Below are 13,679 nucleotides of genomic sequence, written 5' to 3' on the forward strand. Positions count from 1 at the left end.
GCATGTCCATTCTCGTCAACAAGGACACCAAGGTTCTCGTACAGGGCCTGACCGGCAAGACCGGCACCTTCCACACCGAACAGGCGCTTGCCTATTACGGCACGCAGATGGTCGGCGGCATCCATCCGAAGAAGGGTGGCGAAACCTGGGAAGGCGCCAAGGGCGAAAAGCTGCCGATCTTCGCAACCGTTGCCGAAGCCAAGGAACGCACGGGCGCCGACGCTTCCGTGATCTATGTTCCGCCAGCAGGCGCAGCCGACGCGATCATCGAAGCCATCGAAGCTGAAATCCCGTTCATCGTCTGCATCACCGAAGGCATTCCGGTCATGGACATGGTTCGCGTCAAGGAGCGTCTGGAACGCTCGAAGTCGCGCCTGCTCGGACCGAACTGCCCGGGCATCCTGACCCCTGAAGAATGCAAGATCGGCATCATGCCGGGCAATATCTTCAAGAAGGGTTCGGTGGGCGTTGTTTCCCGCTCCGGAACGCTTACCTATGAAGCAGTGTTCCAGACCTCCAACGAAGGCCTCGGCCAGACCACCGCTGTCGGTATCGGCGGCGATCCGGTCAAGGGCACCGAGTTCATCGACGTGCTGGAAATGTTCCTGGCCGACGACGAAACCAAGTCGATCGTCATGATCGGTGAAATCGGCGGTTCGGCTGAAGAAGATGCGGCGCAGTTCCTCAAGGACGAAGCCAAGCGCGGTCGCAAGAAGCCGATGGTCGGCTTCATCGCTGGCCGTACGGCTCCTGCCGGACGCACCATGGGCCATGCTGGCGCCGTGATCTCCGGCGGCAAGGGCGGCGCGGAAGACAAGATTGCCGCCATGGAATCGGCTGGCATTCGCGTGTCGCCGTCGCCGGCGCAGCTCGGCAAGACGCTGGTCGAAGTCCTCAAGGGCTGAGATCGCGTAACGATCTGAATATCCCGGCTGCGGCGAAAGCCGCTGCCGGGTTTGGCATAAGAGCGGGTCATGTGATCCGTTTAGAGGGACGGATATCCGTTCCGACGCGTAGAGTTTAGTCATGCCGGGGTCTGTAGCGGTTCCTCCCCGGCGGCGTGAGGGATGAAGTTTCAAACTTCCGGCCCGCGCAAGATGAGCCACTGACAAGGAGACGGAGCGCTGCTCCGGATAGGCTATGGCAAGGCAAGAACAAGCCAACGACGTTTTCGCCCTTACCTCATTCCTCTATGGCGGCAATGCCGACTATATCGAGGAGCTGTACGCCAAATATGAGGACGATCCGAATTCGGTCGATCCGCAGTGGCGCGATTTCTTCGCGAAGCTGGGCGATAATGCCGACGATGTGAAGAAGAACGCTGAAGGCGCGTCCTGGACCAGGAAGAACTGGCCGATTGCAGCCAATGGCGAACTGATTTCCGCCCTCGACGGCAACTGGGCCGAAGTCGAAAGGCATGTCACCGACAAGCTGAAGGGCAAGGCGGCAAAGGGCGAAGCGAAGGGCGCGACCGGCGCAGCGCTGACCAGCGAAGAGATCACGCAGGCTGCACGCGACAGCGTTCGCGCCATCATGATGATCCGCGCCTATCGCATGCGCGGCCATCTGCACGCCAATCTCGATCCGCTCGGTCTCTCCGAAAAGCCGAACGATTACAACGAGCTGGAACCGGAAAACTACGGTTTCACGCCTGCCGACTACAACCGCAAGATCTTCATCGACAACGTGCTCGGCCTCGAATATGCGACCGTGCCGGAAATGCTCGACATCCTGAAGCGCACCTATTGCGGCACGATCGGCGTCGAATTCATGCATATCTCCGATCCGGCTGAAAAGGCCTGGATTCAGGAACGCATCGAAGGCCCGGACAAAAAGGTTGCTTTCACGCCGGAAGGCAAGAAGGCCATCCTGTCGAAGCTTATCGAAGCGGAAGGCTTCGAGCAGTTCATCGACGTCAAGTACAAGGGCACCAAGCGTTTCGGCCTCGATGGCGGTGAATCGCTGATCCCCGCGCTGGAACAGATCGTCAAGCGCGGCGGCGCCATGGGCGTCAAGGAAATCATCTTCGGCATGGCCCACCGTGGCCGTCTGAACGTGCTCAGCCAGGTCATGGGCAAGCCGCATCGCGCCATCTTCCACGAGTTCAAGGGCGGCTCCTATGCGCCGGACGACGTGGAAGGTTCGGGCGACGTGAAGTACCATCTGGGCGCTTCGTCGGACCGTGAGTTCGACGGCAACAAGGTTCACCTGTCGCTGACCGCCAACCCGTCGCACCTTGAAATCGTCAATCCGGTCGTCATGGGCAAGGCCCGCGCCAAGCAGGACCTGCTGGCCGGTCGCACCCGCGACGACATGGTTCCGCTTGCAACCCGCGCCAAGGTTCTGCCGCTGCTGCTGCACGGCGATGCCGCCTTTGCCGGCCAGGGCGTCGTGGCCGAGTGCCTCGGCCTTTCGGGCCTGAAGGGCCACCGCGTTGCGGGTACGGTCCATTTCATCATCAACAACCAGATCGGTTTCACCACCAATCCGGCCTTCTCGCGTTCGTCGCCTTATCCGTCGGATGTGGCGAAGATGATCGAAGCGCCGATCTTCCACGTCAATGGCGACGATCCGGAAGCCGTGGTGTTTGCAGCCAAGGTTGCGACCGAGTTCCGCATGACCTTCCACAAGCCGGTGGTCATCGACATGTTCTGCTATCGCCGCTTCGGTCACAACGAAGGCGACGAGCCGTCCTTCACCCAGCCGCTGATGTACAAGGCGATCCGCGGGCACAAGACCACGGTTCAGCTCTACAGCGAAAAGCTGATCGCCGAAGGCCTGATCAAGCAGGAAGAAATCGACCAGATGAAAGCGCAGTGGCGCGAAAATCTGGAAGCCGAATTCGAAGCCGGACAGAGCTACAAGCCGAACAAGGCCGACTGGCTGGACGGCGCATGGGCTGGTCTGCGTACTGCCGACAATGCCGACGAACAGCGCCGCGGCAAGACTGCCGTGCCGATGAAGACGCTCAAGGAAATTGGCAAGAAGCTGGTTGAAGTGCCGAAGGACTTCCACGTCCACCGCACGATCCAGCGCTTCCTCGACAACCGCGCCAAGATGATGGAAACGGGCGAGGGGATCGACTGGGCGACAGCGGAATCGCTGGCGTTCGGTTCGCTGGTTGCCGAAGGCAGCCCGATCCGCCTGTCGGGTCAGGACGTCGAGCGCGGCACCTTCTCGCAGCGCCATACGGTTCTCTACGATCAGGAAACCCAGAACCGCTACATCCCGCTCAACAATATCCAGAAGGGTCAGGCTATCTACGAGGCCATCAATTCGATGCTCTCCGAAGAAGCGGTGCTCGGCTACGAATACGGTTATTCGCTGTCCGATCCGCGCGCTCTGGTCCTGTGGGAAGCCCAGTTCGGCGATTTCGCCAATGGTGCACAGGTCGTGTTCGACCAGTTCATCTCGTCGGGCGAACGCAAGTGGCTGCGCATGTCCGGCCTCGTCTGCCTCCTGCCGCACGGCTATGAAGGCCAGGGCCCGGAACACTCTTCCGCTCGTCTGGAACGCTATCTCCAGCTCTGCGCCGAAGACAACATGCAGGTGGCGAACGTCACGACGCCGGCCAACTACTTCCACATCCTGCGCCGCCAGATGAAGCGCGACTTCCGCAAGCCGCTCATCATGATGACGCCGAAGTCGCTGCTGCGCCACAAGCGCGCCGTTTCGACGCTGGCCGAAATGTCGGGCGAATCCTCGTTCCACCGCCTGCTGTGGGACGATGCGCAGTACAACAAGGACGAAGGCATCAAGCTTCAGAAGGATGCAAAGATCCGTCGCGTCGTTCTCTGCTCGGGCAAGGTCTATTACGACCTTTACGAAGAGCGCGAAAAGCGCGGCATCGACGACGTCTACCTGTTGCGCGTGGAACAGCTCTATCCGTTCCCGGCCAAGGCGCTCATCAACGAGCTGTCGCGGTTCCGTCAGGCGGAAATGGTCTGGTGCCAGGAAGAGCCGAAGAACATGGGTGCATGGTCGTTCATCGACCCGTATCTGGAATGGGTGCTCGCTCATATCGACGCCAAGCATCAGCGCGTGCGCTATGCGGGCCGTCCGGCCGCAGCATCGCCTGCAACGGGCCTGATGTCGAAGCACCTTGCACAGCTTGCCGCTTTCCTTGAGGATGCGCTCGGCTGAGCGCCGCCCGGCAATTCAACATCGAACGAACTTTAAAGACTGAAGATCAACGGAAGAAGAAACCATGGCTACCGAAATTCGCGTTCCCACGCTTGGGGAGTCCGTTACCGAGGCAACCATCGGAAAGTGGTTCAAGAAGGTTGGCGATGCCGTCGCTGTCGACGAACCGCTCGTGGAACTGGAAACCGACAAGGTGACAGTGGAAGTTCCGGCTGCTGCTGCTGGCGTGCTGGCCGAGATCGTGGCCAAGGAAGGCGACACGGTCGAAGTCAATGCGCTTCTCGGCCAGATTTCCGGTGACGGCGCTGCCGCCGCTGCGGCCCCGGCTGCGAAGAAGGAAGAAGCCAAGCCTGCCGCTGCCGCTCCTGCTGCTGCGGCGCCAGCCGCTTCCGCCTCGTCCGGCCCGGCCATGCAGCCAGCTCCGGCAGCTTCCAAGCTGCTTTCTGAAAACAACCTTTCCGCCGATCAGGTGGAAGGTTCGGGCAAGCGCGGCCAGGTGCTGAAGGGCGATGTGCTTGACGCTATTGCAAAAGGTGTTTCGGTTGCTCCTGCCGCCGCCGCACCGGCTGCTGCCCGCCCGGCATCGCCTGCTGACGACGCATCGCGCGAAGAACGCGTGAAGATGACCCGCCTGCGCCAGACGATCGCCAAGCGTCTGAAGGACGCCCAGAACACTGCCGCCATGCTGACGACCTACAACGAAGTCGACATGTCAGCGGTCATGGAACTGCGCACCAAGTACAAGGACATCTTCGAAAAGAAGCATGGCGTGAAGCTTGGCTTCATGGGCTTCTTCACCAAGGCCGTGACGCATGCGCTGAAGGAAATCCCGGCGGTCAACGCCGAGATCGACGGCACCGACATCATCTACAAGAACTTCGCCCATGTCGGCATGGCCGTCGGCACGGACAAGGGTCTCGTGGTTCCGGTCATCCGTGACGCCGACAGCATGTCGATCGCGGAAATCGAAAAGGAACTGGGACGTCTGGCCAAGGCGGCTCGCGACGGTTCGCTGTCCATGGCCGACATGCAGGGCGGCACGTTCACCATCACCAATGGCGGCGTGTACGGTTCGCTGATGTCCTCGCCGATCCTGAACGCTCCGCAGTCGGGCATTCTCGGCATGCACAAGATCCAGGACCGTCCGGTTGTCGTCGGCGGCCAGATCGTGATCCGCCCGATGATGTATCTGGCGCTTTCCTACGATCACCGCATCGTGGACGGCAAGGAAGCCGTGACCTTCCTCGTGCGCGTCAAGGAAAGCCTGGAAGATCCGGAACGTCTGGTTCTCGATCTCTAAGGAAGAACGATGGAGTCGGGCCTCTTCTCCGCATCCTCGTTCCTGCCGCTGATCGGCGGGAGCGTCGTCCTGCTGGTGGTTCATATCCTCCTCCAGGGCTTTGCGGCAACGAAGGAACTCGGCTCCCGGTGGAATGCCGGTCCGCGCGACGAGGGGCTGAAACCCTCCGGCAAGTTTGCCGGTCGCGCGGAACGGGCCTCCGCCAATTTCCGCGAGACCTATCCGGCCTTCATCGGTCTGGCGCTGGCGCTCGTGCTGAAAGGCGACCCGTCCGGGTGGGGTATCCTCGGGGCGTGGCTCTGGTTGCTGGGCCGTATCGTCTATATCCCGCTTTATCTGGCGGGCATTCCCTATTTCCGTTCCTTCGTCTGGCTCATCAGCCTGGTGGGGCTCGGTATCATGCTTCTGGCTTTGGTTCTGTGATGACAGCCTGCACGTGAAACACGCGCAACGAAGGAAACACGATGCATCCCTATCTTTTCGAACTTGCATCCCTGATGGCGATCTTCGTCTTCGCCATCGTTTCCCCCGGCGCTGATCTTGCGATGGTCATCCGGCAATCGCTGCTGCATGGCCGCCGTGAAGCGATCATCACGAGCTTCGGTATCGGCGCCGCCCTGATGATGCATGTCACCTATACGGTGCTCGGGCTCGGGCTCATCATTTCCAAGTCGATCTACCTGTTCAACATCGTCAAATGGTGCGGCGTGGCCTATCTGGTCTATATCGGCATCAAGGCGCTGCGGGCTGGCACGACGAAGATCGACGTGGACGCTTCGCCAAAGGAGCCGCGCAAGCAGCAGAGCTTCGCCAGGGCCTTCGGCCTCGGCTTTGCCGCCAATGCGCTGAACCCCAAGGCGGTGTTCTTCTTTCTGTCGATTTTCTCCACGGTCGTTCATGCCCATACGCCGACCGAGGTGAAGCTCGGCTATGGCGTCGTGATGGCGACCGCGCTGATCTCCTGGTTCGTCGGCGTCAGCCTTTTCATGACGACACCGAAGATGCGCGCGGCCTTCTCGCGCGCCTCGAAGTGGATCGATCGCGCCAGCGGAGTTGTGTTCATCGCGTTGGGGCTTAAACTTGCCACCGAAAAGGCTATGTAATCCTTATCTTCGCAAGCCGAGGATTCGCTGCCGGAAAAGCTCAGCCGGAACACCCAGGGAGAACCGACAGATGCATGTTGCACACAAGCTTTTCAGGACCACCGCCTTTGCCGCGCTCGCGCTTTCGGTGTTCTCCACCGCCGTTCAGGCGGCTTGCACGCAGAACCGCGCGATTTATCGCGATCGCGACGATGCCTATACGCTGACCTTCCGTCCGGAGCAGCCGAATGATCTGAAAATGACCCCGGCGCCGACCAATGAGTTCACCATCACGGCTAACGACAAGCCGGAGTTCAAGCTGAGCGGCATGGTGATCTGGCCGGAGGAGGGCGTGGCGCGCCCCTATGCCTTGCTGACCTTCAACTGCAAGGGCGATGGTTCCAATCCGGAAGACCTCGACGATTGCAGCATCTGGCAGAGCGTCATCTATGCCTTGAAGGAAGGCGGGGAGGCCGAGGTGCTGCCCAAGGCGGAAGAACCGGCGGCGCAGGCGATCCTGCTGCCCGATCTGGTGACGGCGCTCGATGGTTATGATTTTGGAGCGGCAAAACCCGAAAAGCCGCTGCAGTGGGAAGTGTTCCGCTTTCAGGGATGCACGCCCGACCAGGAATGACCGGCTCCTGAAAAATGCCGGTTGCATGTGAATAATTGCGGATGAAGGGCATCGCCGGATGAACCGGGTCGCCCGAAAGCGTTCAGGACAGACTGAAGAAGGATAGTTCAATGTCATACGATGTGGTTGTCATCGGTACGGGCCCCGGCGGTTATGTCGCCGCGATCAAGGCTGCACAGCTTGGTCTTTCCGTTGCTGTTGTGGAGAAGCGCAAGACCTTCGGTGGCACCTGCCTGAATATCGGCTGCATTCCCTCCAAGGCGCTGCTGCATGCATCGGAAGTTTTTGCCGAAGCCGGTCATTCCTTCGATACGCTCGGCGTGGAAGTGACGCCGAAGCTCAATCTGGGCAAGATGCTGGCGCACAAGGATGCGACCGTGAAGGCCAACGTCACCGGCGTTGAATTCCTGTTCAAGAAGAACAAGATCACGTCCTTCATCGGCACCGGCAAGATCGTGGCCAAGGGCAAGGTTTCCGTGACCGCCGAAGACGGCAAGGTTGAGGAAATCGAAGCAAAGAACATCATCATCGCCACCGGCTCCGACGTTGCCGGCATTCCCGGCGTCCAGGTCGATATTGACGAGAAAGTCATCGTTTCCTCGACCGGCGCGCTTTCCTTCGACAAGGTTCCCGGCAGCCTGATCGTCGTCGGCGGCGGTGTGATCGGCCTCGAACTTGGTTCCGTCTGGGCGCGTCTCGGCGCCAAGGTCACGGTCGTGGAATATCTCGACAAGGTGCTCGGGCCCATGGACGGCGAAGTGTCGAAGCAGTTCCAGCGTCTCCTCGAAAAGCAGGGCATTGCCTTCAAGCTCGGCGCCAAGGTGACCGGCGTGGAGAAGGCAGGTAAGGGCGCGAAAGTGACCTTTGAACCGGTAAAGGGTGGCGCGGCTGAAACGCTTGAAGCCGATGCCGTTCTGATTGCGACCGGCCGCCGTCCTTACACGGACGGTCTCGGCCTGCAGGAAGCTGGCGTGAATGTCGATGATCGCGGCCGCGTTGCCATCGACGGTCACTGGCGTACCAATGTCGAAGGCATCTACGCCATCGGCGACGTGGTGCAGGGTCCGATGCTGGCCCACAAGGCCGAAGACGAAGGCATTGCGGTTGCCGAAATCATTGCCGGTCAGGCCGGTCACGTGAATTTCGATGTCATTCCGAGCGTCGTCTACACGCAGCCGGAAGTGGCTTCCGTCGGCAAGACCGAAGAAGAGCTGAAAGCTGCCGGTATCGAATACAAGGTCGGCAAGTTCCCGTTCACGGCCAATGGTCGCGCACGCGCCATGCTGCACACCGACGGGTTCGTGAAGATCCTCGCCGACAAGGCGACGGACCGCGTCCTGGGCGCTCATATCCTCGGCTACAATGCCGGCGAAATGATCCACGAACTGGCTGTTCTGATGGAGTTCGGCGGATCGTCGGAAGACCTGGCCCGCACCTGCCACGCGCATCCGACCATGTCGGAAGCCGTGCGCGAATCCGCCCTGGCGACATTCGCCAAGCCGATCCATATGTGATTGGCCATTATATGGAACTGCAAAAAGGCCCGCATCTGCGGGCCTTTTTTCGATGTCTAGAGCATTTCCGGCGATTCTGTCAGAACAGGAACCGCTCTAGTTTTGCGCTGGCGGGCTGGCCGGGGGAGCCGGAGCAGGTGTTGCAGGCTCGCTCTGCGTCGCCGGGGGAGGCGAAGGTGGAGCGGCTGTGTCTGTCCCGCTGCCGTTGCGGTAAAAGAAATAAGCCAGGATGATTATTGCCGCCAGCAGCACCGCGCCAAGCAGATAGCCGCTTCCGCTGCGCGCGGGCGGTGGCGGCGGCATCCCGGACGGGTCCGAAAGCCTGGGGTCGGTTGTCGTGCGCGGGTCGTTGTTCCGCGGGTCATTGTTTCGCGGGTCGAGGGGGTCAACCATATCGGGTCCTCCAATGGTCCCTTCCGCCATCGAAACGACAGTCGGGAAGTGACAGTTGGCCGGGTCTTGCGTCTGGTCCTCGGGCAATCGATGTTCCGACCGCCTCGAATGCGTGCCGTCATGCGCTGCAATAACAAACCCGGTGTATATCAATGCGAAAAAGAGCGGATAGTTCCAGAAGCACTAATATGCGTACGAGCCAGTACGAATAGACGTGCGGAGCGGGGCGGCGGCGCTGGTGTTAACGCAAGAGAAACTGCGCATCATTTATGTATATTCAATCACGGATGCGATCTGCTGATCGAAAATATGATCGATCAACTGGCTATCCGGGCTTTATCACTGTAAAGCACTGATAAGGCAGGGTCGTTACAAGCGATCACAGACGACGCCGAAATTTTGAGGAATGACATTATGCCGTCGAAAGAAAACCTGAAAACCATTGAACGCTTCGAGAAACTTTCGTCGCTTCTGCGCGATGAACAGTTCAAGCTTCTGGATGAGGCGGCCCGGGAAGAAGCGCTTCCGGGAAAATCCATATTGAGACAGATTGCCGAACTCGAACTCAATATAACGGCTATCGAGAACAGCATCACGGACCTGAAAGCCGGCTAGAGCATTTCCTGCATCACCGGAAATGCTCTATCGACGATTATAGCGGGACCACCCGATAACCCTTTGCACGCAGCAATTCGATTACCCCATCCGCGCCCGGCAGATGCAGCGCGCCAACGGCAATAAAGGCATTTCCCTTGTCGATGATCGGGACGGCGCGATCAGCCATGACGTGATTGCGGTCCGAAATGAGATATTTTAGAAACAAATCATAGTCCTCGTCGGAAAGGTTGTCGGGAACAATCTTCCGAAGCGCCGGCATGATCATCCCGACCTCGCCCTTGAGATAAAGTGCTGTCATTGTCTCCATGGCATCCTCGATCCCGTCACCATAGTCGATGGTAGCCACAAGGCTGCGGACATGGAAATCGAGCGGCATCCGGCTCATCGCCAGGAGCTGTTCTTCCGCACTTTCAAGGCCCAGAACATTGCGGCCCTCGGCCTGCGCGTCGAGAGCAAGCTTTTCATCGAGCGATTTTTCGCCCTCGCTTTTGCGCTGTCTCTCGCATTTGGGAAATGTCAGCAGGCTGGATAGGACCCAGGGTTTCATTGTGGCGACCGCGTCGAGAATGATGCCGCGTTCTGCAAGCTTCCGTTCGATCTCGTCACGCTGCTCTGCGGGAAGATGGGATTTGAGCGTGGTGCCATCGGTGAAGAGCAGCAGGTCGGGATGTTCGAGCCTGACACGCAGAAAAAACTTCGGGTCCAGCATATCCGTCGTTTCCACGACGACCGTGTTCACCGATCGATAGGCCGCGTCGGTCGCTTTCGGCAATGTCATGACGCGGGGATCGGAAAAATGTATCGTGCCGAAGAGATAGGACGGCTCGATGCCCTCCTTCTCGATTTTCCAGAGGAGCCCCGTGCGATTGGGAACCTTATCGGCTTCGCGCTGCAATTCCTGCCAGCTTGCCGGGTCTTTCGCCTCAAGTCCTTCCATGAGGTTGACGCCGTGTGGGGTACAGGCAGCCGCGGCAGGGGCACTGTCGGCGCGAGCGGCGATGGAGCCTGCAAGACAGGCAAGGAGAAGGGTCAGAAACAGCTTTTTCATGAGGGCAATATAGAGCCGGTTTTCACGGATGCCAGACCAATATCAAGCGCGCGGGTGCGCCTTGTCGTAAACTTCCAGCAATCGCTCTGTATCCACGCCGGTATAGACCTGCGTCGTGGAAAGGCTGGCGTGGCCAAGCAGTTCCTGAATGGTGCGCAGATCGCCGCCGCGTCCCAGAAGGTGCGTTGCAAAGGAATGGCGCAGCGCATGCGGCGTTACGCTGTCCGGCAGGCCAAGGCCAGCCCGCAGTTTCTGCATTTCACGCTGGATGATCGCCGCATGAAGAATGCCGCCCTTGGCGCCGCGAAACAGCGGTTTGTCGGCGGAAAGATCGAATGGGCAAAGCGCCCGATACTGCGCTACCGCGCGATGCACCACCGGCAGCAACGGCACGAGGCGGGCCTTGTTGCCCTTGCCGGTAATGGTGATGGAAAGGGCGGTGCTGTCGGATAATGCGTCACCCGTCAGACCGAGCGCCTCGGAGATGCGCAGGCCGCAACCATAGAGCAAGGTCAGAACGGCGGCGTTGCGCGCGGCAATCCATGGCTCCTCCGCCAACTGCCCGTCGGCGGCAACCACGCGACGAGCGTCTTCGGCGGTCAGTGGCTTCGGCAGTGATTTCGGCTGTCGCGGCGCGCGCATTGCGCTCACGCCTGCGGCATTGGCAAGACCGCGTTTTTCCAGATGACGCAGCAGCGAGCGCACGCCCGCAAGTCCGCGCCCCAGCGTTCGCGCGCCGACGCCTTCGTTGCGGCGGCTGGCCAGGAACGAGCGCAGATCGGCGATCCGCAGATTGCCGACATCCTTCAGCGAAGGCGGTTCGCCCAGATGGCCGGTCAGAAAATTGAGAAACTGCCGCGTATCGCGCTCATAGGCATCAAGCGTATTTTCCGACAGGCGCCGCGCATCTTTCAGCGTCTTCAGCCATTCTTCCCTGGCGGCTGCGAGGTCGGCGCGGGCAGGGATCAGAAATTCGCTGTTCGTCGTCATAATCGGGCCGATCGTTCACTCTGGATTCGCAAGACAGTCTGCCAGCGATAGGTTACCGGCTGGTTTTCGTGAATTGAAGAGCGCGTTTGTGACGAAATGACGTGAAAAAGGCCAACGAAAGAGCTATTGAACGAAAAATAGTTCTCTCCGTGCAGCAAAAACAAGGTTGGCAATGCCGCGTCCAGAAAACCCGATCCAGCTCGCCGTCATCGGTGCCGCCCATGGCACGCGCGGTGAAGTGCGAGTGAAGACCTTTACCGGCGATCCGCTGGCCATCGCCGATTATGGCCTGCTTTATGACGAACAGGGCAAGAGCTACGAAGTTCTGGAAGCGCGCCCGGCCAAGACGGTCGTGGTCGTGCGTTTCAAGGGCATCAACGACCGCAACGCGGCCGAGGCGCTGAACGGGACCGAGCTTTTCATCGATCGCTCACAGCTGCCGGATGACGAACTGGACGAAGACGAATTCTACCAGACCGATCTGATCGGCTTGCTGGCGGTCGATGCGGAAGGGAAGTCTTATGGCGTGGTGAGCGCCCTGTTCGATTTCGGCGGCGGCGATCTCATCGAGCTTTCCGAAAAGGGCAAGCGTCCCATGCTCATTCCGTTCACGGAAGCGGCCGTCCCGGAGATCGACTTCGACAAGGGCATATTGCTGGTCGAACCCCATGCCGCCGGACTGATCGCCGAGGATGAGGACGAGCGCCCGCAGGGCGAAAAGAAAAAGCCGAAGAAGTGATGACCGAAGTTTCAAAGGTCGCGGAGGAGGTCGGTTTCTTTCATGCCTCCGTGCTGACGCTTTATCCGGAAATGTTCCCCGGACCGCTTGGCGCTTCGCTTGCCGGCAAGGCGCTCGTAGAAGCGAAATGGCGGCTGGACGCGGTGCAGATTCGCGACTTTGCGGAAGGGCGGCACCGTATGGTGGATGACACGCCTTCTGGCGGCGGCGCTGGCATGGTGATGAAGCCGGATGTTATCGCCCGCGCACTGGATTCAGTCGCCGACGGTCGCCGTCCGATGCTTCTGATGAGCCCGCGCGGAAAACCGCTGACACAGAAGCGCGTGCGCGAGCTGGCCGACGGGCCGGGCGCGATCATTCTGTGCGGTCGTTTCGAAGGCGTGGACGAGCGCGTCATTGAAGCGCGCGATCTCGAGGAAGTTTCGATTGGCGATTACATCCTGTCGGGCGGAGAGACTGCGGCCATCGTGCTGCTCGATGCTGTTGTGCGGCTCTTGCCGGGCGTGATGGGCAATCGCGAATCCGGCGAGACGGAAAGCTTCGAGACCGGCCTGCTCGAACATCCGCATTATACCCGCCCGCAGGTATGGGAAGGAAGATCGATCCCGGAAATCCTGACGTCGGGCAATCATGGCGCCATCGATAAATGGCGACACGAGCAGGCGGAACGGATCACCAGGGAGCGGCGTCCCGATCTTTGGGAAGCCTATGGCGAGGGCAAGCGCAAATGAATCTGATCCAGCGGCTCGAAAGTCTTTCTCTCGCACTGCTGGCGCTCGGAGCCTATTGGGTCAGCGGCGCGAGCTGGTGGCTGTTTGCCATCCTCATCCTTGCGCCCGATCTTTCATTCTTCGGCTATATGAAGGGGCCGCGTACCGGCGCGGTCATTTACAATATGGCCCATAGCTGGATCGGCGTCGTGTTTGTGGCGGTGTTCGGATGGGCCATGAACTGGCCGCTCTGCTTTGCAATTGCGCTGATCTGGGCCGTGCATATCGGCGTCGACCGCGCACTCGGTTTCGGCCTCAAATATGGATCGGGTTTCAAGGATACGCATCTGGGCCGCATCTGAGGGGATTTTGGCGTCCTGATATTGATTCATCGCCGGCAATGGTGTATTGCCGCGCCAGTTCGGGCTAGTCCCGACATTGTAATATCCCGTTCGGGCAAAGCCCGTTACGTCCTAAACCAATAAATGGTGTACCGCTCCTGCCTGAA

14 protein-coding genes are annotated in these 13,679 nt (G+C 59.8%); 11 read left to right on the forward strand and 3 right to left on the reverse strand.

The genetic code is table 11. The features are described 5' to 3' along the window. Positions 1 to 2: 2 nt before the first annotated feature. From sucD to lpdA, 7 genes are all read left to right on the forward strand, one after another. Positions 3 to 905 (forward strand): succinate--CoA ligase subunit alpha, encoded by a 903-nt coding sequence (gene sucD, locus ABWW28_RS15290; protein ID WP_006467990.1) that lies wholly within the window; start codon positions 3 to 5, stop codon positions 903 to 905. 235 nt (positions 906 to 1,140) lie between these two features. After that, positions 1,141 to 4,143 (forward strand): 2-oxoglutarate dehydrogenase E1 component, encoded by a 3,003-nt coding sequence (locus ABWW28_RS15295; RefSeq protein WP_021587491.1) that lies wholly within the window; start codon positions 1,141 to 1,143, stop codon positions 4,141 to 4,143. A gap of 64 nt (positions 4,144 to 4,207) precedes the next feature. Further along, a complete protein-coding gene (gene odhB / locus ABWW28_RS15300) occupies positions 4,208 to 5,443 on the forward strand; it encodes a 2-oxoglutarate dehydrogenase complex dihydrolipoyllysine-residue succinyltransferase (protein ID WP_021587490.1) in 1,236 nt (411 codons plus the stop codon). Positions 5,444 to 5,452: 9 nt separating this feature from the next. After that, on the forward strand, positions 5,453 to 5,866 hold the full coding sequence (locus ABWW28_RS15305; RefSeq protein ID WP_021587489.1) for an MAPEG family protein: 414 nt from the start codon (positions 5,453 to 5,455) through the stop codon (positions 5,864 to 5,866). 41 nt (positions 5,867 to 5,907) lie between these two features. Next, on the forward strand, positions 5,908 to 6,546 hold the full coding sequence (locus ABWW28_RS15310) for a LysE family translocator (RefSeq protein WP_021587488.1): 639 nt from the start codon (positions 5,908 to 5,910) through the stop codon (positions 6,544 to 6,546). Between the two features lie 70 nt (positions 6,547 to 6,616). After that, entirely contained in the window at positions 6,617 to 7,159 is a 543-nt protein-coding gene (locus tag ABWW28_RS15315; RefSeq protein ID WP_353391317.1) for a hypothetical protein, read from the forward strand. Between the two features lie 110 nt (positions 7,160 to 7,269). Further along, positions 7,270 to 8,673 (forward strand): dihydrolipoyl dehydrogenase, encoded by a 1,404-nt coding sequence (gene lpdA / locus ABWW28_RS15320; RefSeq protein ID WP_021587486.1) that lies wholly within the window; start codon positions 7,270 to 7,272, stop codon positions 8,671 to 8,673. Between the two features lie 96 nt (positions 8,674 to 8,769). Here lpdA and ABWW28_RS15325 read toward each other — a convergent pair whose 3' ends face one another. After that, positions 8,770 to 9,066 (reverse strand): hypothetical protein, encoded by a 297-nt coding sequence (locus tag ABWW28_RS15325; protein WP_021587485.1) that lies wholly within the window; start codon positions 9,064 to 9,066, stop codon positions 8,770 to 8,772. Between the two features lie 414 nt (positions 9,067 to 9,480). Between ABWW28_RS15325 and ABWW28_RS15330 the strand changes: the two genes are divergently transcribed. Then, complete coding sequence (locus ABWW28_RS15330) at positions 9,481 to 9,681, forward strand: hypothetical protein (protein ID WP_006470960.1); 201 nt, start codon at positions 9,481 to 9,483, stop codon at positions 9,679 to 9,681. Between the two features lie 37 nt (positions 9,682 to 9,718). Here ABWW28_RS15330 and ABWW28_RS15335 read toward each other — a convergent pair whose 3' ends face one another. Together ABWW28_RS15335 and ABWW28_RS15340 are read right to left on the reverse strand one after the other, a co-directional pair. Then, positions 9,719 to 10,732, reverse strand: a complete 1,014-nt coding sequence (locus ABWW28_RS15335) for a TraB/GumN family protein (protein WP_021587484.1) — start codon at positions 10,730 to 10,732, stop codon at positions 9,719 to 9,721. Positions 10,733 to 10,774: 42 nt separating this feature from the next. After that, complete coding sequence (locus ABWW28_RS15340) at positions 10,775 to 11,722, reverse strand: tyrosine recombinase XerC (RefSeq protein ID WP_021587483.1); 948 nt, start codon at positions 11,720 to 11,722, stop codon at positions 10,775 to 10,777. 172 nt (positions 11,723 to 11,894) lie between these two features. On the opposite strand from ABWW28_RS15340, the gene rimM reads away from it, so the two are divergent. Genes rimM through ABWW28_RS15355 form a run of 3 tightly spaced genes read left to right on the forward strand, consistent with a single transcriptional unit; the run spans position 11,895 to position 13,533 of the window. Continuing rightward, a complete protein-coding gene (rimM, locus tag ABWW28_RS15345) occupies positions 11,895 to 12,461 on the forward strand; it encodes a ribosome maturation factor RimM (RefSeq protein ID WP_021587482.1) in 567 nt (188 codons plus the stop codon). Further along, the gene (gene trmD / locus ABWW28_RS15350; protein ID WP_021587481.1) at positions 12,461 to 13,192 is read left to right on the forward strand and encodes a tRNA (guanosine(37)-N1)-methyltransferase TrmD; all 732 of its coding nucleotides are present in this window, start codon (positions 12,461 to 12,463) and stop codon (positions 13,190 to 13,192) included. The genes rimM and trmD overlap by 1 nt, the downstream gene beginning before the upstream one ends. Then, on the forward strand, positions 13,189 to 13,533 hold the full coding sequence (locus ABWW28_RS15355) for a DUF4260 domain-containing protein (RefSeq protein ID WP_021587480.1): 345 nt from the start codon (positions 13,189 to 13,191) through the stop codon (positions 13,531 to 13,533). Before trmD ends, ABWW28_RS15355 begins: the two co-directional genes overlap by 4 nt. The last annotated feature ends 146 nt before the right edge of the window (positions 13,534 to 13,679 follow it).

The sequence above is a fragment of the Brucella sp. NBRC 14130 genome (genome assembly GCF_040371715.1).
Taxonomy (GTDB): domain Bacteria; phylum Pseudomonadota; class Alphaproteobacteria; order Rhizobiales; family Rhizobiaceae; genus Brucella; species Brucella intermedia.